Origin of the sequence: Klebsiella sp. CN_Kp097 (assembly GCF_040064495.1) — a bacterium.
In the GTDB taxonomy this organism is placed as follows: Bacteria; Pseudomonadota; Gammaproteobacteria; order Enterobacterales; family Enterobacteriaceae; genus Klebsiella; species Klebsiella aerogenes.
Map to the genome: position 1 here is coordinate 1 of NZ_JBEAIL010000023.1, position 24223 is coordinate 24223.

General features: G+C 57.1%; 19 protein-coding genes. 12 read left to right on the forward strand and 7 right to left on the reverse strand.

Annotation, left to right across the window (positions count from 1 at the left end; translation table 11 throughout):
• The 4 genes from ABLV07_RS19020 to citS form a co-directional block, all read right to left on the reverse strand.
• A partial coding sequence (locus tag ABLV07_RS19020) for an oxaloacetate decarboxylase subunit beta (protein ID WP_116289758.1) occupies positions 1-1286 on the reverse strand: 1286 nt, incomplete at its 3' end.
• A 15-nt stretch (positions 1287-1301) separates the two neighbouring features.
• Positions 1302-3062 carry a sodium-extruding oxaloacetate decarboxylase subunit alpha gene (oadA, locus tag ABLV07_RS19025; protein ID WP_348853714.1) on the reverse strand — a complete coding sequence of 587 codons (1761 nt, stop codon included), beginning with the start codon at positions 3060-3062 and terminating at the stop codon, positions 1302-1304.
• Between the two features lie 15 nt (positions 3063-3077).
• On the reverse strand, positions 3078-3326 hold the full coding sequence (locus ABLV07_RS19030) for an oxaloacetate decarboxylase subunit gamma (protein ID WP_015703617.1): 249 nt from the start codon (positions 3324-3326) through the stop codon (positions 3078-3080).
• Positions 3327-3483: 157 nt separating this feature from the next.
• Entirely contained in the window at positions 3484-4824 is a 1341-nt protein-coding gene (citS, locus tag ABLV07_RS19035) for a citrate/sodium symporter CitS (RefSeq protein WP_015368309.1), read from the reverse strand.
• A gap of 255 nt (positions 4825-5079) precedes the next feature.
• Here citS and citC point away from each other — a divergent pair, with 255 nt between their 5' ends.
• The 9 genes from citC to ABLV07_RS19080 all read left to right on the forward strand — a co-directional run bounded on the left by citC (position 5080) and on the right by ABLV07_RS19080 (position 16059).
• Positions 5080-6108 (forward strand): [citrate (pro-3S)-lyase] ligase, encoded by a 1029-nt coding sequence (gene citC / locus ABLV07_RS19040; protein WP_348853713.1) that lies wholly within the window; start codon positions 5080-5082, stop codon positions 6106-6108.
• Between the two features lie 30 nt (positions 6109-6138).
• A complete protein-coding gene (citD, locus tag ABLV07_RS19045) occupies positions 6139-6432 on the forward strand; it encodes a citrate lyase acyl carrier protein (protein WP_012542888.1) in 294 nt (97 codons plus the stop codon).
• Positions 6429-7298, forward strand: coding sequence for a citrate (pro-3S)-lyase subunit beta (gene citE, locus ABLV07_RS19050; RefSeq protein WP_015368307.1), 870 nt, complete (start codon positions 6429-6431; stop codon positions 7296-7298). The genes citD and citE overlap by 4 nt, the downstream gene beginning before the upstream one ends.
• Positions 7299-7308: 10 nt before the next feature.
• A complete protein-coding gene (gene citF / locus ABLV07_RS19055) occupies positions 7309-8835 on the forward strand; it encodes a citrate lyase subunit alpha (protein ID WP_058676292.1) in 1527 nt (508 codons plus the stop codon).
• A 19-nt stretch (positions 8836-8854) separates the two neighbouring features.
• Positions 8855-9763 (forward strand): triphosphoribosyl-dephospho-CoA synthase CitG, encoded by a 909-nt coding sequence (citG, locus tag ABLV07_RS19060; RefSeq protein WP_015704364.1) that lies wholly within the window; start codon positions 8855-8857, stop codon positions 9761-9763.
• A gap of 227 nt (positions 9764-9990) precedes the next feature.
• Positions 9991-10812 carry a 4-hydroxy-tetrahydrodipicolinate reductase gene (dapB, locus tag ABLV07_RS19065; protein ID WP_047036906.1) on the forward strand — a complete coding sequence of 274 codons (822 nt, stop codon included), beginning with the start codon at positions 9991-9993 and terminating at the stop codon, positions 10810-10812.
• A gap of 455 nt (positions 10813-11267) precedes the next feature.
• Positions 11268-12416: a glutamine-hydrolyzing carbamoyl-phosphate synthase small subunit gene (gene carA / locus ABLV07_RS19070; RefSeq protein WP_015704367.1), complete on the forward strand. Its 1149-nt coding sequence runs from the start codon at positions 11268-11270 to the stop codon at positions 12414-12416.
• A 17-nt stretch (positions 12417-12433) separates the two neighbouring features.
• Positions 12434-15658 (forward strand): carbamoyl-phosphate synthase large subunit, encoded by a 3225-nt coding sequence (gene carB, locus ABLV07_RS19075; RefSeq protein WP_020079631.1) that lies wholly within the window; start codon positions 12434-12436, stop codon positions 15656-15658.
• Positions 15659-15825: 167 nt separating this feature from the next.
• Positions 15826-16059, forward strand: a complete 234-nt coding sequence (locus tag ABLV07_RS19080) for a YgdI/YgdR family lipoprotein (protein WP_015704368.1) — start codon at positions 15826-15828, stop codon at positions 16057-16059.
• A 52-nt stretch (positions 16060-16111) separates the two neighbouring features.
• Here ABLV07_RS19080 and ABLV07_RS19085 read toward each other — a convergent pair whose 3' ends face one another.
• The gene (locus ABLV07_RS19085; RefSeq protein ID WP_348853712.1) at positions 16112-18922 is read right to left on the reverse strand and encodes an autotransporter outer membrane beta-barrel domain-containing protein; all 2811 of its coding nucleotides are present in this window, start codon (positions 18920-18922) and stop codon (positions 16112-16114) included.
• 370 nt (positions 18923-19292) lie between these two features.
• Here ABLV07_RS19085 and kefF point away from each other — a divergent pair, with 370 nt between their 5' ends.
• The 3 genes from kefF (at position 19293) to folA (ending at position 22361) form a co-directional block, all read left to right on the forward strand.
• Positions 19293-19826: a glutathione-regulated potassium-efflux system oxidoreductase KefF gene (gene kefF, locus ABLV07_RS19090; protein WP_015704370.1), complete on the forward strand. Its 534-nt coding sequence runs from the start codon at positions 19293-19295 to the stop codon at positions 19824-19826.
• Complete coding sequence (gene kefC, locus ABLV07_RS19095) at positions 19819-21684, forward strand: glutathione-regulated potassium-efflux system protein KefC (RefSeq protein ID WP_015368295.1); 1866 nt, start codon at positions 19819-19821, stop codon at positions 21682-21684. The genes kefF and kefC overlap by 8 nt, the downstream gene beginning before the upstream one ends.
• 197 nt (positions 21685-21881) lie before the next feature.
• Positions 21882-22361 carry a type 3 dihydrofolate reductase gene (folA, locus tag ABLV07_RS19100; protein ID WP_015368294.1) on the forward strand — a complete coding sequence of 160 codons (480 nt, stop codon included), beginning with the start codon at positions 21882-21884 and terminating at the stop codon, positions 22359-22361.
• A gap of 630 nt (positions 22362-22991) precedes the next feature.
• Here folA and apaH read toward each other — a convergent pair.
• Together apaH and apaG are read right to left on the reverse strand one after the other, a co-directional pair.
• Positions 22992-23840, reverse strand: a complete 849-nt coding sequence (apaH, locus tag ABLV07_RS19105; protein ID WP_015368293.1) for a bis(5'-nucleosyl)-tetraphosphatase (symmetrical) ApaH — start codon at positions 23838-23840, stop codon at positions 22992-22994.
• A 4-nt stretch (positions 23841-23844) separates the two neighbouring features.
• Positions 23845-24222 carry a Co2+/Mg2+ efflux protein ApaG gene (apaG, locus tag ABLV07_RS19110; protein WP_015368292.1) on the reverse strand — a complete coding sequence of 126 codons (378 nt, stop codon included), beginning with the start codon at positions 24220-24222 and terminating at the stop codon, positions 23845-23847.
• Between the last annotated feature and the right edge of the window lies 1 nt (position 24223).

Consider the following 24223-nt stretch of genomic DNA (forward strand, 5'->3'; position numbering starts at 1 on the left):
TACTTGAGCATCACCCCGGCGGCGATCGCCGAGCCGATCACCCCGGCCACGTTCGGGCCCATCGCGTGCATCAGCAGGAAGTTCTGCCCGTCCGCTTCCAGACCCACCTTGTTGGATACCCTCGCCGCCATCGGCACCGCCGACACCCCGGCGGAACCGATCAGCGGGTTGATCTTGTGTTTACTGAACACGTTCATCAGCTTCGCCATGATCACCCCGGCCGCGGTGCCCACGCAGAAGGCGATCACCCCCAGCAGCAGGATCCCCAGCGTCTGCGGCTGCAGGAACTTATCCGCCACCAGCTTGGCCCCCACCGACAGCCCGAGGAAGATGGTGACGATATTGATCAGCGCGTTCTGCACCGTATCGCTCAGCCGATCCACCACGCCGCTTTCGCGCATCAGGTTGCCGAAGCAGAACATCCCCAGCAGCGGCGCGGCGTCCGGCAGCAGCAGCGCCACCAGCAGCAACAGCACCGCCGGGAAGAGGATCTTCTCGCGTTTGCTCACCGTACGCAGCTGCACCATACGGATCTTCCGCTCTTTGTCGCTGGTCAGCGCCTTCATGATCGGCGGCTGGATCAGCGGCACCAGCGCCATATAGGAGTAGGCGGCCACCGCGATGGCCCCCAGCAGCTCCGGCGCCAGCTTGCTCGACAGGTAGATAGCCGTCGGGCCGTCGGCGCCGCCGATGATGCCGATGGCCGCCGCCTGCGGCAGGGTGAAGTGGATGAAGCCGAAGTAGTTCAGCGTCAGCGCCCCGAGCACGGTGGCGAAGATCCCGAACTGCGCCGCCGCCCCCAGCAGCAGGGTGCGCGGGTTGGCCAGCAGCGGGCCGAAATCGGTCATCGCCCCGACGCCCATAAAGATCACCAGCGGCGCGATACCCGAGCCAATCGCCACCTTATAGAAGATGGCCAGCACTCCGGAGGAGTAGCCCATATCCACCGCCAGCGTCTCCATCTGCCCCTGTACCGACGGCAGGGCCAGCGCCAGCGCTTCCTTGATGGCGTGGACGTCCGGCGCGCAGTTGAGCTTCGCGGCAATCACCGCCAGCTGGACCGGGTCGTGATGGGCCAGCAGATTTTCCAGCGCGCTCAGCGCCAGCCCGGCCTCCGGGATATTGGAGAGCAGGCCGCCGAAGCCAATCGGCAGCAGCAGTAACGGCTCGAACTTTTTAGCAATCGCCAGCCACAGCAGCAGCAGGCTGACCAGCAGCATCGCGGCCTGGCCGGCCTGCAGATGCATCAGCCCCATGCCCTGAATCAGGGCGTTCAGACTTTCCATTTGCGCTCCTCGTCCTTACGCCAGCTGCAGCAGGGTGTCGCCGACCGCCACCGCATCGCCGGATTTCACCGCGATACCGCGTACGGTACCGGCCTGCGCGGCGCGGATTTCGGTTTCCATCTTCATGGCTTCCAGAATCAGCAGCACCTCGCCTTCCGCCACCGCCTGGCCTTCGCTGGCCAGCACCTTCCAGATGGTGCCCGCCAGCGGCGCGGTCACCGGGGTGCCGGCGCCAGTCGGGGCCGGGGCAGCAGCGGCTACCGGCGCAGCGGCGCTGAGCTGGCTGACGTCGCCGCCGTCGCTGACCTTGACCACGAAGGCTTTGCCTTCCACTTCGACGGTGTAGATACCGGAGGCGGCGGCTTTTGCCGGCGCGGCAGATTTTACTTCTTCCACCTGCGGCACCGGCTCAAAGGCCGCCGGGTTGTGGCGGTTTTCGAGGAACTTCAGGCCGATTTGCGGGAACAGCGCCACGGTGAGCACGTCGTCGATGGCGTTTTCGGCAAGCGTGATGCCCTTCTCCTGCGCCTGGCGTTTCACGTCGGCTTCAAGCTCCGCCAGCTCCGGCTTCAGCAGGTCGGCCGGGCGGCAGGTGACGGCGTCGGCGCCGTCGAGCACCCGCGCCTGCAGGGCGGCGTTAACCGGCGCCGGGGTGTGGCCGTATTCGCCTTTCAGGATACCGGCGGTCTCTTTAGCGATAGTTTTGTAGCGCTCGCCGCCCAGCACGTTGAGCACCGCCTGGGTGCCGACAATCTGCGAGGTCGGGGTCACCAGCGGGATGAAGCCGAGGTCCTCGCGCACGCGGGGGATTTCCGCCAGTACCTCATCCAGACGGTGGGCGGCGCTCTGCTGCTTCAGCTGGCCTTCAAGGTTGGTGAGCATGCCGCCCGGCACCTGGGCGACCAGGATACGGCTGTCGGTGCCTTTCAGCTGGCCTTCGAAGGCGTGGTATTTTTTGCGCACCTCGCGGAAGTAGGCGGCGATGCTCTCCAGCTTGTGGATATCGAGGCCGGTGTCGTACGGCGTGCCGGCGAGGGTGGCCACCAGCGCTTCGGTGGCCGGGTGGCCGTAGGTGGCGCTCATCGAGGAGATGGCGGTATCGACGCCGTCGACGCCGGCTTCAATCGCCTTCAGCAGTGCCATCTCCGCCATGCCGGTGGTGGCGTGGCAGTGCAGGTGCAGGGTGACGTCATAGCGTTTTTTGATTTCGCTGACCAGCTCAAAGGCGGCATGCGGGGTGAGGATGCCGGACATGTCCTTGATGGCGATGGAGTCGACGCCGGTCTCCAGCAGCTGTTCGGTGAGGTCGAGCCAGGTCTGCAGGGTGTGCGCCGGGCTGGTGGTGTAGCTGAGGGTGCCCTGGGCGTGGGCGCCGTGGCGGCGGACCGCCTGCAGGGCGGCCTGCATGTTGCGCGGGTCGTTCATGGCATCAAAGACGCGGAACACGTCCATGCCGTTTTTGACGGCGCGCTCGACAAAGCGCTCCACCACGTCATCGGCGTAGTGGCGGTAGCCGAGCAGGTTCTGGCCGCGCAGCAGCATCTGCAGCGGAGTTTTCGGCATCGCCTTTTTCAGCTCGCGCAGGCGGACCCACGGGTCCTCGCCGAGGAAGCGGATGCAGGCGTCAAAGGTGGCGCCGCCCCAGCATTCGAGGGAGCGGTAGCCGACGTCGTCGAGCGCAGCCGCAACGGGCAGCATATCGTCGAGACGCAGACGGGTGGCGAACAGGGACTGGTGGGCGTCGCGCAGGACGACATCGGTAATGGCAACGGTCATGAATTCCTCCGTGAATTAAGAATTAAGGCGGCGATGGTGGTGAATGGCGGCGACAATCGCCGGCTTTAAACGGGCGAAGTCGTCAGCGGGCGCGACGGCCGCAGGCGCCGGTTTGGGCGCGGCAGGCGGCTCAGGGAACAGACGGGTAACGGCGAGAGACATTCCCCGGATGGCGAAAATGAGCAGCAGCAGAAACGCCAGCACGAAGCCCATGCCGAGGAACATCAGGGTGAAGCCTTCGCCTAACAGAACGGCATCAGTCATAAAAAATCTCGAATAAGGGCACGATGGCGCGTTGGTTGGCGAGCTTGTCGACGCTTCCGGCTAAGGAGCAGGGTGGATTTCCCGCAGCCGCCCCCGGCGCTGGTCCCTGACTGGGTCAACTTCTTCGGCCGCTCAACGGCGCCATCGTGCGTATGGGTTAAATCATCATGCCGAACACGATGCTGGCGATGACCAGCACAATACCGCCGCCCAAACGGGAGGAGATTTGCGCATAAGAGATAAGGCTCATACGGTTACAGGCGGACAGAACTTCCAGGTCCCCGGAACCACCGCGGTTAGCCATACACAGGCCAGCGGTGATCGCTGATTCAATTGGGAAGAAGCCCATCATCCAGCCGCCGATCGCCGCGCCGAGCACTGCGCCGATAACGATAATGGCGGCGATAACGACGTTAGCGAAGGTGATGGCATTGATGATTTCCTGCAGGTCGGTGTAGCAGACGCCGACGCCGACCATCAGTACCCACAGCAGCTGTTTAGAGAAGAAATCAGACAGACGCTTGGCGCCGGCTTTGATTTCCGGTGAACACAGGCCGGAGGCGTTCAGCGCTGCAACGATCAGCACCATCCACGCGAAGTAGTGAATCGAAACGCCGCCAATGCTTGGCAGGATTTTCTTCGCGACGACATACGCCAGCAGGAAACAGGTTGTGGCAAGCACCAGACCGACGGCGGTTTCACGATGCGTGATTTGTCCCGCTTTCTCGTCATCTTCGACTTTGAACGAGGCTTTACGCACCAGTTCGCCTTCGCCGCTCATCCAGGTATGTTTTTTGCCGATGATATCGAGGACGGCGGCAAAGACGATGGCGAAGATGTTAGCGATGGTCAGAATAGCGATAGCGGTTGAGTAGTACTCTTCGCGAGAACGACCGGTGACGGAGTGATAGATCTCCGACAGCGGAACCGCGCCCGCGCCGTTGCCGCCGCCCATGATCGGCAGGACATACAGCATCATGATGCGATCCACCGGAATGCCGAACACCAGGCCGATAGCGATGCCGAAAATAGACGCGCCGACAATGCCCATCAGGATGGTTGGAATATAGCCGAGCAGTGATTTCAGCAGCAGGCGGCGGTTCACCGACAGAATTGCTCCGGTAATTAATACCGCGATGAATAAGTTAAGGAAGTTACTCTTATCCATAACGTTGCTGATAGCATCGATTTCTTTCTGCGTAAAAATACCGGCGTAAACAAAATAAGCGGCTACCAGGAAAATCATTACTGGAGCACCACCTATATATTTGTTGAATATTGGCAGGCGTTTGCCAATTTCACCGAATATAGCGCCGATGATAAACATGATGGCAAAACCGCCGACGATGTCGGTGGGTAAAGCGTTATAAAAATGTGAAAGTAATAGCGTAATTAACGCAAACGCGTAAAGGGGAAGCGGCATGCCGAAGATTTTAAATCCCAGCAGGTCGCTAACGCCCTTCTTCTCCGTCGCCGGAGCCTGACTCATGTTAGTCATAAACGTTTTCCTGTTTATTGATGGAGTAATAATACCGGCGCATAGTAATAAATAGCTTTAGTGGTAAGGTGTGATTACCTTCACTGAATACTCGTGTTTTTTATTAATTTAATTGGTTTAATGATGCTGAATTAATTAACAACATAAAAACCATAAAGACAATTAAGCCACGAGAAAAACTGTGACTTAAATACAAGTATCAACAGTCGAACGCTGGCGAAATACAGTTCGTTTTGGAATAACGAAGCGCTAAAAATGACTCTGATATTAAAACGCGTTCAGCTATTAAAAGATAAACCGCGCAGAGATGTGATCGATCGGTTTCTTCGCCAGCATCAGCTGTCGTTAGAAGCCGACTGTGAAATGGCGATCGTCGCCGAGTATCAACAGCGGCTGGTCGGCTGCGGTGCTATTGCCGGCAATGTACTGAAATGTATTGCCATCGATCCCTCGCTGCAGGGGGAAGGGCTGAGCCTTAAATTACTGACCGAGCTCCTGACGCTGGCCTATGAACTGGGGCGCAGCGAACTGTTTTTGTTCACTAAACCTTGCAATGCCGCGCTATTTTCCGGCGCCGGCTTCTGGCCGATAGCCCAGGCGGGCGACCGCGCCGTGCTAATGGAAAATAGCCGCGAACGACTGACTCGTTACTGCCGACAGCTGGCGATGTATCTTCAGCCGGGAAGAAAAATCGGCGCTATCGTGATGAACGCCAACCCCTTCACCCTTGGCCACCGCTGGTTGGTGGAACAGGCGGCCAGCCAGTGCGACTGGCTACATCTGTTTGTGGTCAAAGAAGATGCGTCCTGCTTTTCCTATCACGATCGCTTCAAACTCATTGAACAGGGGATTGCCGGCATCGATAAGGTGACGCTGCATCCTGGTTCGGCGTATCTGATCTCGCGGGCGACGTTCCCCGGCTATTTCCTGAAAGAGCAGGGGGTGGTTGATGACTGCCACAGCCAGATTGACCTGCAGCTCTTCCGCGAGCGTCTGGCCCCGGCGCTGCAGATTACCCATCGTTTTGTCGGCACCGAGCCGCTGTGTCCCCTGACCCGTAATTACAACCAGCGCATGAAGTCCCTGCTGGAAGCGCCAGGCGACGCGCCGCCCATTGAAGTGGTTGAGCTGGCGCGAATCGAAAAAAATGGCGGACCCGTGTCGGCCTCCCGAGTGCGCGAACTCTATCGACAGCGCAACTGGCAGGCGGTCGCGGCGCTGGTACCGCCGGGGACCCTCTCTTTTCTGATGCAACTGGCGGAAAGCGAACATCAAACCGCCTGATTTTTATGCCCTAACTAAGGATTTTCCCCTATGGAAATGAAGATTGACGCCCTGGCCGGCACGCTGGAGTCCAGCGATGTGATGGTCAGGATTGGACCGGCGGCGCAGCCGGGCATTCAGCTGGAAATCGACAGCATTGTGAAACAGCAGTTTGGCGCCGCGATTGAGCAGGTGGTCAGAGAAACGCTGGCGCAGCTTGGCGTGAAGCAGGCCAACGTGGTGGTCGATGATAAAGGCGCGTTGGAGTGCGTACTGCGGGCCCGCGTACAGGCCGCGGCGCTGCGCGCGGCGCAACAGTCCCAATTACAATGGAGCCAGCTATGAAACCACGTCGCAGTATGCTGTTCATCCCTGGCGCCAATGCCGCCATGTTAAGCACTTCATTCGTTTACGGCGCCGATGCGGTGATGTTCGACCTTGAAGATGCCGTTTCGCTACGCGAAAAAGATACCGCCCGCCTGCTGGTGCATCAGGCGCTGCAGCATCCGCTGTATCAGGATATCGAAACCGTGGTGCGCATTAACCCGCTGAATACGCCGTTCGGTCTCGCCGACCTTGAAGCGGTAGTCCGCGCGGGCGTGGATATGGTGCGTCTGCCGAAAACCGACAGCAAAGAAGATATCCATGAGCTGGAAGCGCATGTTGAGCGGATTGAACGCGAGTGCGGCCGGGAAGTGGGCAGCACCAAGTTAATGGCGGCGATCGAGTCGGCGCTGGGCGTGGTGAACGCGGTGGAGATCGCCCGCGCCAGCCCGCGTCTGGCGGCGATCGCGCTGGCGGCCTTCGATTACGTCATGGATATGGGCACCTCCCGCGGCGACGGTACTGAACTGTTCTACGCCCGCTGCGCCGTGCTGCATGCCGCGCGCGTTGCCGGCATCGCCGCCTATGACGTGGTGTGGTCGGATATCAATAACGAAGAGGGCTTCCTGGCGGAAGCGAATCTGGCCAAAAACCTCGGTTTTAACGGCAAATCGTTGGTTAACCCACGACAAATTGAACTCCTGCATCAGGTCTATGCCCCGACGCGCAAAGAGGTCGATCACGCGCTGGAAGTGATTGCCGCGGCGGAAGAAGCCGAAACGCGAGGTCTTGGCGTGGTATCGCTGAACGGCAAGATGATCGATGGACCGATTATCGACCATGCTCGCAAAGTGGTGGCGCTCTCGGCTTCCGGTATTCGTGATTAAGGGGAATAAGATGAAAGAGACAGTAACAATGCTTAATCAGCAGTACGTGATGCCGGAAGGGTTAGCGCCTTATGCGGGCGTGACGGCGAAAAGCCCGTGGTTGGCGAGCGAAAGCGAAAAACGTCAGCGTAAAATCTGCGATTCGCTGGAAACGGCGATTCGTCGTTCCGGTTTGCAAAACGGCATGACCATTTCGTTCCACCACGCGTTTCGCGGCGGTGACAAAGTCGTCAATATGGTAGTGGCGAAGCTGGCGGAAATGGGTTTTCGCGATCTGACGCTGGCATCCAGTTCGCTGATCGACGCCCACTGGCCGCTGATCGAGCATATTAAAAATGGCGTGATCCGCCAGATCTACACCTCCGGCCTGCGCGGCAAGTTGGGCGAGGAGATCTCCGCCGGTTTGATGGAAAACCCGGTACAGATCCACTCCCACGGCGGTCGCGTACAGCTGATTCAAAGCGGCGAGCTGTCGATTGATGTCGCGTTTCTCGGCGTTCCTTGCTGCGATGAGTTTGGCAACGCCAACGGCTTTAGCGGTAAATCACGCTGCGGTTCGCTGGGCTACGCGCGCGTTGATGCGGAACATGCCAAATGCGTAGTGCTGCTGACCGAAGAGTGGGTGGATTATCCTAACTATCCGGCCAGTATCGCCCAGGATCAGGTCGATCTGATAGTCCAGGTGGACGAAGTCGGCGATCCGGAAAAAATCACCGCTGGCGCGATCCGTCTGACCAGCAACCCGCGCGAGCTGCTGATCGCCCGCCAGGCGGCAAAAGTGGTTGAGCATTCCGGGTACTTTAAAGACGGTTTCTCGCTGCAGACCGGTACCGGCGGCGCCTCGCTGGCGGTGAGCCGCTTCCTCGAAGACAAAATGCGCCGTAACGGCATTACCGCCAGCTTTGGCCTTGGCGGCATCACCGGGACCATGGTTGACCTGCACGAAAAAGGGTTGATTAAAACGCTGCTCGATACCCAATCGTTCGATGGCGACGCGGCGCGTTCATTGGCGCAGAACCCAAACCACGTTGAGATCTCCACCAATCAGTATGCCAGCCCGGGCTCTAAAGGCGCCTCCTGCGAGCGATTAAACGTGGTGATGCTCAGCGCGCTGGAAATCGATACCGACTTTAACGTTAACGTGATGACCGGCTCTAACGGCGTGCTGCGCGGCGCATCCGGCGGCCATAGCGATACCGCCGCCGGCGCGGATTTGACCATCATTACCGCGCCGTTAGTTCGCGGCCGTATTCCCTGCGTCGTGGAAAAAGTGCTGACCCGCGTCACGCCGGGAGCCAGCGTAGATGTGCTGGTCACCGACCACGGCATAGCGGTAAACCCGGCGCGCCAGGATCTGATCGACAATTTGCGCAACGCGGGCATTGCGCTGATGACTATTGAGGAACTGCAGCAGCGTGCGGAACTGCTAACCGGCAAGCCGCAGCCGATCGAGTTTACCGAGCGGGTGGTGGCGGTGGTGCGCTATCGCGATGGCTCCGTGCTTGATGTTATTCGTCAGGTGAAAAACAGCGACTAAACGCAGAGGGGGAAGGGCAATGAGCGAAGTGTTAATCAATCCGCAGCGTTCGCTGCGCGTGAAACCGCTGAACGCTGAAGAGGTGGTCAGTGCGGTAGAGCGAGCGCTGTTGACCGAAGTTCGCCTGACCCCAAAGCCCGGGTTGGTGGATATTCGTAACGCTGGCGCCCATCACGATATGGACCTGGCCTCGTTTGAGGCCAGTACCGCGGTGGTGGCGCCGTGGATGGAGAAATTTTTCATCATGGGCCACGATACCGCGGCGATCGTGCCGGAACAGGTGTTAATGATGCTGCGTCCGGTGGGAATGGCCTGCGAGAACGATATGCTGGAGGCCACCGGCGGAGTGAATACCCATCGCGGGGCGATCTTCGCTTTCGGTTTGCTGAGCGCGGCGGCGGGAAGGCTGGTATCGAAAGGCGAGCCGATTGAACAGCATCGGCTATGCGACCAGGTGGCGCGATTCTGTCGCGGCATGGTTATGCAAGAACTCTCCGCTTCCAGCGGCGAACCGTTAAGCAAAGGCGAAGCCCATTTTCTACGTTATGGTCTCTCCGGCGCCCGCGGCGAGGCTGAGAGCGGCTTTCGTACCGTGCGTACCCAGGCGCTACCGGTGTTCAACCGCATGATGGAAGAGACTGGCGATAGCAACCTGGCGTTGCTGCAAACCTTGCTGCATCTGATGGCGTGGAATGATGACACCAATCTGGTCTCACGCGGCGGGCTTGCCGGCCTGAACTTTGTGCAGCAGGAGGCGCAGCGGCTGTTGTGGCAGGGCGGCGTCATGGCTGACGGCGGGCTGGAGGCGTTGCGTCAATTCGATGACGAACTGATTGCCCGCCACCTTAGCCCCGGCGGCAGCGCCGATTTGTTGGCGGTAACCTGGTTTTTGTCCGCTTTTCCCGCCGGTGAGCTTTTCCCTCTTTGATTTAGTACAACAACGCCTTAGCCCGCACCGCGCGGGCGGGGCGCTACCGTACCCCCACCCGAATTCCACTACTTAAACGCCGAATCGCGGCACAATCATATAGTTTTTACTGATATCGACCGCCGTTTGTCATAAATTTCTAATTATCGGCGTTTTTGAGTAGCGGCTATGCAACGGGCTGGTTACTCTGAAAACAATTCACGTGAAGTTAACAAAAGAGAATAGCTATGCAAGATGCACAAATCCGCGTGGCCATCGCCGGCGCGGGAGGCCGGATGGGACGCCAGTTAATTCAGGCTGCGCTGCAGATGGAAGGCGTGGCGCTTGGCGCGGCGCTGGAGCGCGAAGGTTCAAGCCTGGTGGGCAGCGATGCGGGCGAGCTGGCAGGCGCAGGCAAATCAGGCGTTACGGTACAAAGTAGCCTGGCGGCGGTAAACGATGATTTCGATGTATTGATCGATTTTACTCGCCCGGAAGGCACGCTCAACCATTTGGCTTTCTGCCGTCAGCACGGCAAAGGGATGGTGATCGGCACCACCGGTTTTGATGATGCCGGAAAGCAGGCGATTAGCGATGCCGCGCAGGACATTGCCATCGTCTTTGCCGCTAACTTTAGCGTTGGCGTCAACGTGCTGTTAAAGCTGCTGGAGAAGGCGGCGAAGGTGATGGGCGATTATACCGATATCGAAATTATCGAAGCGCACCACAGGCATAAAGTGGATGCGCCATCAGGTACCGCGCTGGCGATGGGCGAGGCGATCGCCGGGGCATTGAACAAAGATCTGAAGGACTGCGCCGTCTATAGTCGTGAAGGTCATACCGGCGAACGCGTTCCGGGTACCATTGGCTTTGCTACCGTTCGCGCGGGCGACATCGTCGGCGAACATACGGCGATGTTCGCCGATATCGGGGAACGTATCGAAATCACCCACAAGGCTTCCAGTCGGATGACTTTTGCCAATGGCGCCGTTCGTTCTGCTTTGTGGTTGAAAGACAAAAAAAGTGGTCTCTTTGACATGAAAGATGTGCTTGATCTGAATTCTTTATAATGATTATTACCCATCGTGATGTGGTTATTGCATTCAATATGTGATTGATTGCAAAGGGCAATATTTTATTGCCCTTTTTTATTTTTGCATCTTGAACTTTTTTTCTTTGTTAGTGGTTTAAAAAACTGACTTATCTCATGATTTATGGTTATTGGATTGTAAATTTTGACCATCTGGTCCACTTTTTTCCCCTCCGGTGAGTGATTTTACAGTTTTCCACGCCCGCAAGCGTTTTCTCAACCAGGTTAGTTGATCTTTTTACCGTAAAAATCGCCCGTTACGCGCCAGTGGCGTAAAATAAGGTTAAAAATATCTGCTTTAAGTTGACTTTTACCCGACATCTCTCCAGAATGCCGCCGTTTGCCAAAATTCTGCGGGCAAAAATTTGCATTGATTCAGATCCATGTATGAATTAATATGCAAATAAAGTGAGTGAATATTCTCTGGAGGGTGTTTTGATTAAGTCAGCGCTTTTGGTTCTGGAAGACGGAACCCAGTTTCACGGTCGGGCCATCGGGGCAACCGGCACGGCGGTTGGGGAAGTCGTTTTCAATACTTCAATGACCGGTTATCAAGAAATCCTCACTGATCCTTCCTATTCCCGCCAAATCGTCACTCTTACTTATCCCCATATTGGAAATGTCGGCACCAACGCCGCCGATGAAGAATCTTCTCAGGTACATGCACAAGGGCTGGTCATTCGCGACCTGCCGCTGATTGCCAGCAACTTCCGCAATACCGAAGACCTTTCTTCTTACCTGAAGCGCCATAACATTGTGGCCATTGCCGATATCGATACCCGTAAGCTGACGCGTTTACTGCGTGAGAAAGGGGCGCAGAATGGCTGCATCATCGCCGGCGATAATCTTGATGCCCAACTGGCGCTGGAAAAAGCCCAGGCATTCCCTGGTCTGAACGGCATGGACCTGGCTAAAGAGGTCACGACCGCAGAGACTTACGCATGGACCCAGGGGAGCTGGACACTGGCAGGCGACCTGCCGGAAGCAAAGGCGGAAAGCGATCTGCCGTTCCACGTCGTGGCTTATGACTTCGGCGCCAAGCGCAATATCCTGCGGATGCTGGTTGACCGCGGCTGCCGCCTGACTATCGTTCCGGCGCAAACGTCGGCAGAAGACGTGCTTAAGCTGAATCCGGACGGTATTTTCCTGTCTAACGGTCCTGGCGACCCGGCGCCGTGCGATTACGCCATCGCGGCGATTGAAAAATTCCTCACCACCGATATTCCGGTCTTTGGCATCTGTCTCGGCCATCAGCTGCTGGCGCTGGCGAGCGGCGCGAAGACCATTAAGATGAAATTCGGCCACCACGGCGGTAACCACCCGGTTAAAGATATCGATAACAATGTAGTGATGATTACCGCTCAGAACCACGGCTTTGCCGTTGACGAAGCGACGCTGCCTGCCAACCTGCGCGTGACCCACAAGTCACTGTTCGACGGCACCCTGCAGGGGATCCATCGTACCGACAAGCCGGCGTTTAGCTTCCAGGGGCACCCTGAAGCGAGCCCGGGCCCGCACGATGCCGCGCCGCTGTTCGACCACTTTATCGAGTTAATTGAGCAATACCGTCAGTCCGCGAAATAATCAGGAGTAAAAGAGCCATGCCAAAACGTACAGACATAAAAAGTATCCTGATTCTGGGCGCGGGCCCGATTGTTATCGGTCAGGCGTGTGAGTTTGACTACTCTGGCGCACAGGCCTGTAAAGCCCTGCGCGAAGAGGGTTACCGCGTTATTCTGGTGAACTCTAACCCGGCGACCATCATGACCGACCCGGAAATGGCCGATGCGACCTATATCGAGCCGATTCACTGGGAAGTGGTGCGTAAAATTATCGAAAAAGAGCGTCCGGACGCGGTGCTGCCGACCATGGGCGGCCAGACCGCGCTGAACTGCGCGCTGGAGCTGGAGCGTCAGGGCGTGCTGGCAGAGTTCGGCGTGACCATGATTGGTGCGACCGCCGATGCGATCGATAAAGCGGAAGACCGCCGTCGCTTCGACGTGGCGATGAAAAAAATCGGTCTCGACACCGCGCGTTCCGGCATTGCGCACACCATGGAAGAAGCGCTGGCGGTGGCCGCTGAAGTTGGCTTCCCATGCATCATCCGTCCGTCCTTTACTATGGGCGGCACCGGCGGCGGTATCGCCTATAACCGCGAAGAGTTCGAAGAAATCTGCGAACGCGGCCTGGATCTCTCTCCGACCAACGAACTGCTGATTGATGAATCGCTGATCGGCTGGAAAGAGTACGAGATGGAAGTGGTGCGCGATAAGAACGATAACTGCATCATCGTCTGCTCGATTGAAAACTTCGATGCCATGGGGATTCATACCGGCGACTCCATTACCGTCGCCCCGGCGCAGACCCTGACCGACAAAGAATACCAAATCATGCGTAACGCCTCGATGGCGGTACTGCGTGAAATCGGCGTGGAAACCGGCGGTTCTAACGTACAGTTCTCGGTGAACCCGAAAGATGGTCGCCTTATCGTTATCGAAATGAACCCGCGCGTCTCCCGCTCTTCGGCGCTGGCCTCGAAAGCGACCGGCTTCCCGATTGCCAAAGTCGCGGCGAAGCTGGCGGTAGGTTACACCCTCGATGAGCTGATGAACGACATTACCGGCGGCCGTACTCCGGCTTCCTTCGAACCGTCCATCGACTATGTTGTGACCAAAATTCCACGCTTTAACTTTGAAAAATTTGCTGGCGCTAACGACCGTCTGACCACGCAGATGAAATCCGTCGGCGAAGTGATGGCGATTGGTCGCACGCAGCAGGAATCTCTGCAGAAAGCGCTGCGCGGCCTGGAAGTGGGCGCCACCGGCTTCGACCCGAAAGTCAGCCTCGACGATCCGGAAGCGCTGACCAAAATCCGCCGCGAGCTGAAAGATGCGGGCGCCGAGCGTATCTGGTACATCGCTGATGCCTTCCGCGCCGGCCTCTCCGTCGACGGCGTCTTCAACCTGACCAATATCGACCGCTGGTTCCTGGTACAAATCGAAGAGCTGGTGCGCCTGGAAGAGAAAGTAGCGGCTGTGGGCATCAACGGCCTCGACGCTGACTTCCTGCGCCACCTGAAGCGTAAAGGCTTTGCCGATGCGCGTCTGGCGAAACTGGCGGGCGTGCGCGAAGCGGAAATCCGCAAGCTGCGCGATCACTACAACCTGCACCCGGTTTACAAGCGCGTGGATACCTGCGCGGCGGAATTCGCCACCGATACCGCCTACATGTACTCTACCTATGAAGACGAGTGCGAATCTAATCCGTCCGTTGACCGCGATAAAATCATGGTGCTCGGCGGCGGCCCGAACCGTATCGGCCAGGGTATCGAGTTTGACTACTGCTGCGTACACGCCTCGCTGGCGCTGCGCGAAGACGGTTACGAGACCATCATGGTCAACTGTAACCCGGAAACCGTTTCGACCGACTACGACACCTCCGACCGTCTGTACTTCGAGCCGGTAACGCTTGAGGACGTACTGGAAATCGTGCGTATCGAGAAGCCAAAAGGCGTTATCGTGCAGTACGGCGGCCAGACCCCGCTGAAGCTGGCGCGTGAACTGGAAGCCGCAGGCGTGCCGGTTATCGGCACCAGCCCGGACGCCATCGACCGCGCTGAAGACCGCGAGCGCTTCCAGCATGCGGTTGACCGCCTGAAACTGAAGCAGCCGGCGAACGCCACCGTGACCGCGATTGAGCAAGCGGTTGAGAAGGCAAAAGAGATCGGCTATCCGCTGGTGGTGCGCCCGTCTTACGTGCTCGGCGGCCGCGCGATGGAAATTGTTTATGACGAAGCTGACCTGCGCCGTTACTTCCTGACCGCGGTGAGCGTCTCCAACGATGCGCCGGTACTGCTGGACCGTTTCCTCGACGACGCGGTTGAAGTCGACGTCGACGCTATCTGCGATGGCGAAATGGTGCTGATTGGCGGTATCATGGAACATATCGAACAAGCGGGCGTGCACTCCGGCGACTCCGCCTGTTCTCTGCCAGCCTACACTCTGAGCAAAGAGATTCAGGATGTGATGCGTGAGCAGGTGCAGAAACTGGCCTTCGAACTGCAGGTTCGCGGCCTGATGAACGTACAGTTCGCGGTGAAAAACAACGAAGTGTACCTGATTGAAGTCAACCCACGCGCGGCGCGCACCGTACCGTTCGTGTCGAAAGCCACCGGCGTACCGCTGGCGAAAGTGGCGGCACGCGTAATGGCCGGTAAAACGCTGGCGCAGCAGGGCGTCACCAAAGAAATCATCCCGCCGTACTATTCGGTCAAAGAAGTGGTGCTGCCGTTCAACAAATTCCCGGGCGTTGACCCGCTGTTAGGGCCGGAAATGCGCTCTACCGGGGAAGTGATGGGCGTGGGCCGCACCTTCGCGGAAGCGTTCGCCAAAGCACAACTGGGCAGCAACTCCACGATGAAGAAACAAGGCCGCGCGCTGCTCTCCGTTCGCGAAGGCGACAAAGAGCGCGTTGTCGACCTGGCGGCAAAACTGCTGAAACAGGGCTTCGAGCTGGATGCAACCCACGGTACCGCGATTGTTCTGGGTGAAGCCGGTATCAATCCGCGTCTGGTGAACAAGGTGCATGAAGGTCGTCCGCACATTCAGGACCGTATCAAGAATGGCGAATATACCTACATCATCAACACCACCGCAGGACGTCAGGCGATTGAAGACTCCAAGCTGATTCGCCGCAGCGCGCTGCAATACAAGGTGCATTACGACACCACCCTGAACGGCGGCTTCGCCACCGCGATGGCGCTGAATGCCGATGCGACCGAGAAGGTGATTTCGGTGCAGGAAATGCACGCGCAAATCACCAAATAAGCGTACCGGCCGGGCCGGATAGCGACACACAGGGGCTGACGATATCGTCGGCCCTTTTTTTTATGGCAATCATCTTCGGAGAGTTCTGCTTTTATCTGCCTGCCGGGTCAGGCTAACTATAGTTAGCACGATAACGATACCAATTGATGAAAAGACAGGAGGATACAATGCGGAACAAAATTCTGGTGGCATCCGCGCTGGCGGCAACGGCGATGGTATTTGTGGCAGGTTGCTCATCAAATCAGTCGCTCAAAACGACAGATGGCAAAACAATTGTGACCAGCGGTAAGCCGCAGGTCGATGATGATACAGGCCTTGTATCCTACAAAAATGCGGAAACCGGTCGCGTGGAGCAGATTAATCGCGACCAGGTGAAGTCAATGGACGAGCTGGATAACTAAAAAAAAAAGCAGTGGCTTCGGCCACTGCTTTTTACCTTTCAGGGTATAGCGATTACCAACGGTGATTCAGCAGAATGTGGCCGCCATACGCGGCGTAGCTGTTTTCACCCCATTCGCCGCTGGCGCGCAGCGAGAGAGTGGTGGTCTCGTTCACATTGCCGGTTATGCCCAGCTCTAACTGACCGCGATCGTCTGGCGTATCATTGCTGACTTTTTCGCCATTGAAGGCCAGATCGTTTTGACCCGCGCCTTTCAGCCAGTTCACGGCAACATAAGGCTGCCACGCTTTAACATCGTGTTGCTCGAAATAGCTGCTCTTCACGCCGAGACGGCCAAACAGGCTATTGTTATCCACGGTCGTTACCCGCACGCCATCCGGATCGGTATGATTTTCCTGATCGAGATAGCTGTAGATCATCTGCGCCTGAGGTTCAATCTTCCAGGTACGCGCATTGTCTGAAGGGATCACCCATGCATGGCCGACTTCGACAGAGGCGGCAAAGCCTTTGCTATCATACTTTTCATTGTTGCGATTGCTGGTGACCGTGTTGTTATACCAGCTGTAGGACGCCCAGGTATCGATGTAGCTGCCCAGACGTAATTTCGGATCTTCCTGCCAGGTCGCGTACAGGCCAACGTTGAAACCGTCGACTTTACCCTGCGCGTCACGCACGTTGTGTTTCGCATCCGAGTCTGTTTTCGCCTGGCCCGCGCCAAACATGCCGCCGGCACGCAGTATCCCTTTGTCCATCGGCTTGCTCATGAAATCACTGCCGACCTGAAGCACGGTGGTAGTGGTGTCATAGCTGACTTTATCGCCGCCGGCATCGTTCTCATGATAGCGGCCCTTAACGTACATCCAGGTGTTCAGATTGTCTTCGTTGCGGAACGTGAGCTGGTCGCGATCGTCACGTTTATGCAGGAACATACTCTGTGCAGCAAGGTAGTTACCCAGATAAGCGCCGACTTCCGGCGCCATCACTTCTGGCGCGGATTGACCGCCATTATCGGTATTGCTGCCGTTATCGCTGCCGCCATCAGTGCCGCTATCACCATCGTCAGTATCATCCGACGGATCGTCAGACGGGGTCGCTTTGGATTCCAGATACCAGTTGCCGTTGTCGTGTTGATACAGACCATACTCATAAGCCCCGGCGACAACCGGTTTGGATAAGGTTAGCTGGGCTTCGGAGCTGCCGCTGACGCTGACAATCTCCATACCATTAACGGTTTGCGCGCCCAGCCCGCCGATATTGGCGATGCTGACGCCAGACTGCCCGTAGCTGCTGCCGGTGATGGACAGATGGTCGGTCGGCGAGCTGTCTTCACCAAGTTGGCTGTTCATCACGATCTGGCTGCCGGCGGAACCGGTATAGTCGCCGTTAATGGTAAAATTGTTGCCAACGCTATTATCGGCGGCGCTGAGTAACAGCGTACCGCTGTTGGTCACATTGCCGTTAATCGTATCGACGCCGGATGTTCTTAGCGTTGCGTTACCTTCAACCGCATTCCACGCCGCGAGGATACCGCCGCTGAGGATATCAATGTTGTTATTCACTTCGCCGGCGCTGGCAAATTGCGCGCCATTTTCGATGGTGATGGTGGCGTCGCTGTCTGCTACACCGAGAGTGGCGCCTTCCGCGACCAGAGTAGTACCGTTTTTCAGAAGGGTATTACCGGTATAGCTATTGGTGCCGGTTAAGGTCAGGGTATTGGCATCGACTTTTTCCACATTGCCGCTACCGATGATGCTGGTGGCAAACGTAGAGTCGCTTCCCTGATTGAAGATCACTGTGCCGTTGTTGGTCATGCTGCCGGTGAGGGTTGCGGTTTTCTGCCCGTTGCCCAACTGTAGCGTGGCCGCTTCCACGACCAGCGTGTTGCCGCTATTAGCGACAGCGCCCGCCAGCGTTAACTGACCGCTATTAACCTGGAGGGAATCGCCGCTGCCGATGATGTCCAGGTTGCCGGTGAGCGTCCAGGCCTCGCCGTTCATTTTCACGGAGGCAAAACCGTCGCCGTCATTCAGGCCGACGAAGTTGCTGTCTTCTGTGCCAGAACCGACCAGCGAGAGTGTATTACCCGTTGAGCCCGTGGAGATGACATCGCCGATGAGGGAAGAGCCGGTATTGAGCACCAGGCTGTTATGTTTGCTGCTGGCAAACATGACGGCCGTACCGCCGCCGCCGAGTAAACCGCTGTTGATGATATCGGCTTTCGCGCTATCAACAACGTTGATCCCGTTCTCGCTGCCCTGCACGGTGCCGCTGTTGTTGATTTTGCTGTTGCCGTCGCTTAACGCAATACCATCGCCAGCGGTACCAGTGATGGCGCCGCTGTTATCTAACCCGACGCCAATTTGCGAACTCAGGCCGTTTTTGCCGCTGATCACGCCGGTATCGGTATTGGTGATATTAATTGCCGATGACTCTTCGCTAACGAAAATACCGTTGTTGGCGCCAGTAATGATTCCACTATTATTAAGGACACCCGCCATTGATTGCACGTTAACGGCATTATCAGTTGCAGATGAAATAATTGCATTTTCATTATTATTAATTTCGACTGATTGCGCATTGATATTAATATCCAGACCGATACCCGCTCCGGCAATATTACCTTCGTTGGTGACTTTTTCGACGTTTATCCCGCTAACGGATACCGCTGGGGTGTTATCTGCGGAGGAGACGGTAACGTCTCTATTAATAACGTATTCGCTATCAGCCGAGAAGTCTTGCGGCGTGGAGGTTGACTGGTCAATGGTTGCCGCGCCGACAACTATTGGCGTTAACATTAATAAGGCGGGAAATATCCTTGCCAGCGTTTTGGTTGTTCTGTTTAGTTCAAAGTGTTTATTGCTCATGTACACATCCATTTGAGTAAATAGCGGTCCGGGATATCGCTATAAATTAGTGTTTATATTTAGTGTAAAGAATGGGCTCAAAACGAAGAGCGTAAAATTATTGGATTTACTTTCTATGGTGTATAGGGTTATTTATTAAATAATGCTTTTAGGCCCTCTTAAAATATATGACGATTGTATTATTGCTAATCATTAATTCGTAGAGTGGATTATTTCGGCAGCAGGGTGGGTTTTTCTGGCAACCATGTCAGCACGACAGGAAAGCTTGCCAATAGCTGCGATTGACTTTTCCCTGGGCGTTCCCCCCTTTCAGTGAGCGAGTTAACTGTCTACACTCACTGCTACAAGAATACAAAAGACAGGCCCATTCATGATTCTGATAATTTACTCGCATCCTTATCCGCATCACTCGCATGCGAATAAACGGATGCTTGAGCAAGCAGGGACGCTTGATGGCGTAGAGATACGCTCCCTCTATGAGCTATATCCCGACTTCAATATCGATATCGCTGCCGAGCAGGCGGCGCTGGCGCGCGCCGATCTGGTTATCTGGCAGCATCCAATGCAGTGGTACAGCGTACCGCCGCTGCTAAAACTGTGGATGGATAAAGTGCTGTCTCACGGCTGGGCGTACGGCCACAATGGTATTGCGTTGCATGGTAAATCGCTGATGTGGGCGGTTACTACCGGCGGCGGCGAAAGCCATTTCGATATTGGTTCATTCCCCGGCTTTGACGTGCTGGCGCAGCCTCTGCAGGCGACGGCGCTGTACTGTGGCATGAAATGGCTGCCGCCGTTTGCCATGCACTGTACCTTTATCTGCGATGACGAAACGCTGCAGGCGCAGGCCCGTCATTATCGTCAACGCTTAATCGAATGGCAGGAGGCGCATAACAATGGATAGCCATACGCTAATACAGGCGCTGATCTACCTCGGATCCGCTGCGCTTATCGTGCCGATCGCCGTGCGTCTGGGGCTGGGGTCGGTACTGGGGTATTTGATCGCCGGCTGCGTTATCGGCCCGTGGGGGCTGCGCTTGGTCACTGACGCTGAGGCGATTCTGCATTTCGCCGAAATCGGCGTCGTACTGATGCTGTTTGTCATCGGTCTTGAGCTGGATCCGCAGCGCTTATGGAAGCTGCGCGCCTCGGTGTTTGGCGGCGGCGCGCTTCAAATGGTGGTGTGCGGCGCGTTTATCGGGCTGTTCTGCATGCTGCTTGGATTGCGCTGGCAGGTTGCGGAGCTCATCGGGATGACGCTGGCGCTGTCGTCGACGGCGATTGCGATGCAGGCGATGAATGAACGTAACCTGACGGTGACGCAACTGGGGCGTAGCGCCTTTGCCGTGCTGTTGTTCCAGGATATCGCCGCTATTCCTTTGGTTGCGATGATCCCGTTGCTGGCGGCCAGCGGCGGCTCAACGACCCTGGCCGCGTTTGCGCTGTCAGCATTGAAAGTCGCCGGCGCGCTGGCGCTGGTGGTGCTATTAGGTCGCTATCTGACCCGCCCGGTGCTGCGCTTCGTTGCCCGCTCCGGTCTGCGCGAAGTATTCAGCGCCGTGGCTCTGTTCCTGGTCTTCGGCTTCGGATTGCTGCTGGAGGAAGTCGGGCTGTCGATGGCGATGGGCGCGTTTCTTGCCGGGGTGCTTCTGGCAAGTTCGGAATACCGTCATGCCCTGGAGAGCGATATCGAACCGTTTAAAGGGTTGCTGTTGGGGCTGTTCTTTATCGGCGTCGGCATGTCTATTGACTTCGGTACCCTCGTCACCCATCCGCTACGTATCCTGATCCTGCTGGTGGGATTCCTGGCGATCAAAGCCCTGATGCTGTGGCTGATTGCTAAACCGCTGGGCGTACCGCGCGCGCAGCGCCGCTGGTTTGCCGTGCTGCTGGGGCAGGGGAGTGAGTTCGCTTTCGTGGTCTTCGGCGCCGCGCAGATGGCCGATGTGCTGGATAGCGAATGGGCGAAGGCGCTGACGCTGGCGGTGGCGTTATCCATGGCGGCAACGCCCATCCTGCTGGTGCTGCTGACGCGGATGGAGAAATCTGCCAGCGGCCAGGAGCGCGAAGCGGACGAGATTGATGAAGAGCAGCCGCGAGTGATTATCGCCGGTTTTGGCCGCTATGGGCAGATTGCCGGGCGCGTGCTGCTTTCCAGTGGCGTGAAAATGGTTATCCTCGATCACGATCCGGATCACGTTGATACCCTGCGCAAGTTCGATATGAAGGTGTTTTACGGTGATGCCACGCGAGTGGATCTGCTGGAATCGGCAGGGGCGGCAAAGGCAGAAGTGCTGATTAACGCCATCGACGACCCGCAGGCCAGTCTGCAACTGGTGGAGCTGGCGAAAGAGCACTTCCCGCATCTGCAGATCATTTCGCGTGCCCGCGATGTCGATCACTACATTCAGCTGCGCCAGGCCGGTGTGGAAGCGCCGGAGCGTGAGACCTTCGAATCGGCGCTGAAAAGCGGCCGCATGACGCTGGAAGCCCTGGGCCTTGGCGCTTATGAGGCCCGCGAGCGCGCCGATCTGTTCCGTCGTTTCAACCAACAGATGGTAGAAGAGATGGTGGCGATGGCGGAAAATGATGCCGCCTCGCGGGTGGCGGTGTTTAAACGGACCAGCGATATGCTTACCGGCATTATCAACGAGGACCGTAATCATCTGTCGCTGGTGCAGCGCCACGGCTGGCAAGGTACTGAAGAAGGACGGCACACCGGAGACGTTCGCGATGAGCCGGAGAATAAGCCTTCAACCTGAGGTGGTAAGCAAATGTTGCGTTAACTTTACAGCTAACATTTTGTTTTCAATTTAGTTCCTGATCTGGCGGCTCATAAGGGTTACGTGGGCTCGCCAGCAAATCTAAAAATTTTCATGTTCTTTACTCTTCGTTCAGTCGACGAAGTATTACGCTTTCCGTATAGTGGCGGCAATTTTTTGCATTCGGGAAATTTTCAATGATTAGTCTGATTGCGGCGTTAGCTGTAGATCGCGTAATTGGCATGGAGAACGCTATGCCATGGGACTTGCCTGCCGATCTCGCCTGGTTTAAACGTAATACCTTAAACAAGCCGGTGGTTATGGGGCGTTTGACCTGGGAATCTATCGGTCGCCCGTTGCCAGGACGTAAAAACATCGTTATCAGTAGCAAGCCGGGCAGCGACGATCGCGTGCAGTGGGTGAAGTCTGTTGATGAAGCGATTGCCGCCTGCGGCGACGCGGAAGAGATTATGGTGATCGGCGGTGGCCGCGTTTACGAGCAGTTCTTGCCAAAAGCGCACAAACTCTACCTGACCCATATTGATGCGGAAGTTGAAGGGGATACCCATTTCCCGGATTACGATCCGGACGAATGGGAATCGGTATTCAGCGAGTTCCACGATGCTGATGCGCAAAACTCCCATAGCTACTGCTTCGAGATCCTCGAGCGCCGTTAAGCGAAATCACATGGATTAAAAAACCCCGGTCGCGTCAGGCGTGGCCGGGGTTTTGTTTTATCAGGAATCTCCCGGCGACCATCCGGTACAGGCCGTAGGTCGGGTAAGGCGTAGCCGCCACCCGGTAAACAAACGGCGCCGTGGGTAGATACTGTTATCAGTTTGCAATGGTTTCGCTCCTGGAAAAGCGGTTGTTCTGTGCTGTTTCCGAACATATTGCGCTCCCAATATTTCTTCTGCGTTATGTCTCTCATGGCGCAGGGAGCGCACAGAGGGCGGCCAGTCGCCGCCGCCCTCTGTACTCCCGGGCTCTGGCCGCCAAAATCGCCACTTCGTGGTACCTTCGACTTATCCCTGCAGGCTTCGGGTCGGGCCGAGGCAGCGTCCTTGCAAATCACGGCCCTCAGCCCGCATCCATGCGGGCTGCCCCGGCCTTCCGGGAACGTCTCAGCGATTTTGAGGCCACCAACACCGGCAGTTTCAGTAGCCATGGGGAGAGAGGTAGAGTTGAGAGCTTCAGCTCACAACGGTACAGGCCGTAGGTCGGGTAAGGCGTAGCCGCCACCCGACAAAAAAACGGCGCCGCGGGTAGCCCGGATAAGGCGCAGCGCGCCACTATCCGGGATCGACTCAGGAGGCGACCGCTTCGCCCTCGTCGAGGCTTTTCTGGCGGTTGGAACGCTGGGTGAAATACGTTTTATCTTCCCAGCGCAGGCAGGTCAGATCGCCCCCCCAGCAGCAGCCGGTATCCAGCGCGTAGATCCCTTCCGGCGTACCGCGGCCTTCCAACGACGCCCAGTGGCCAAAGGCGATACTGTACTCGCGAGCGACAGGGCCCGGAATGGCAAACCATGGCTTCAGCGGGGCGGGCGCGTCTTCCGGCGCCTCTTTGCTGTACATATCCAACTGGCCGTTCGGGAAGCAATAGCGCATGCGGGTGAAGGCGTTGGTGATAAAGCGCAGGCGCGCCAGGCCGCTGAGCTCATTGCTCCAGTGGTTCGGCATATCACCGTACATCGCGTCGAGGAAGAACGGATAGGAGTCGCTGGCTAGCACGGCTTCGACATCGCGCGCGCACTGTTTGGCGGTTTCCAGATCCCACTGTGGCGTGATGCCGGCATGAGCCATCACCAGCTTTTTCTCTTCGTCCACCTGCATCAACGGCTGGCGACGAAGCCAGTTAAGGAGTTCGTCAGCGTCGGGCGCTTCCAGCAGCGGCGTCAGGCGGTCTTTGGGTTTGTTGCGGCTGATGCCGGCAAATACCGCCAGCAGGTGCAGGTCATGGTTGCCCAATACGATGCGCACGCTATCGCCGAGCGTTTTCACAAACCGCAGCACTTCCAGAGAGCCGGGGCCGCGTGCGACCAGATCGCCAGTGAGCCACAGTGTGTCCGTATCAGGGTTAAACTCCACCTGCTCCAGCAATGCGATCAGTTCATCGTAGCAACCATGAACGTCGCCAATAAGGTATGTAGCCATTGTTTTAATGTATAAGCGTTGGAACTGCGAGACGGAAGACAGGGATCTCGATATTGAACGGCACGCCGTTGCTATCAATCATCTCATAGTGACCCTGCATGGTGCCCAGCGGCGTTTCGATAACCGCGCCGCTGGTATATTGATACTCTTCGCCGGCAGGGATGTGCGGCTGTTCGCCGACCACCCCTTCACCCTGGACTTCCGTCTCGCGACCGTGTCCATTGGTGATAAGCCAGTAGCGGCCGAGAAGCTGAACCTGACTCCGCCCCAGGTTGCGAATGGTGACGGTGTAAGCGAAGACGTAGCGCTCTTCTTCCGGAGAAGATTGCGATTCGATATAGACGCTTTGCACCTGGACGCAAACACGAGGCGAATTAATCATG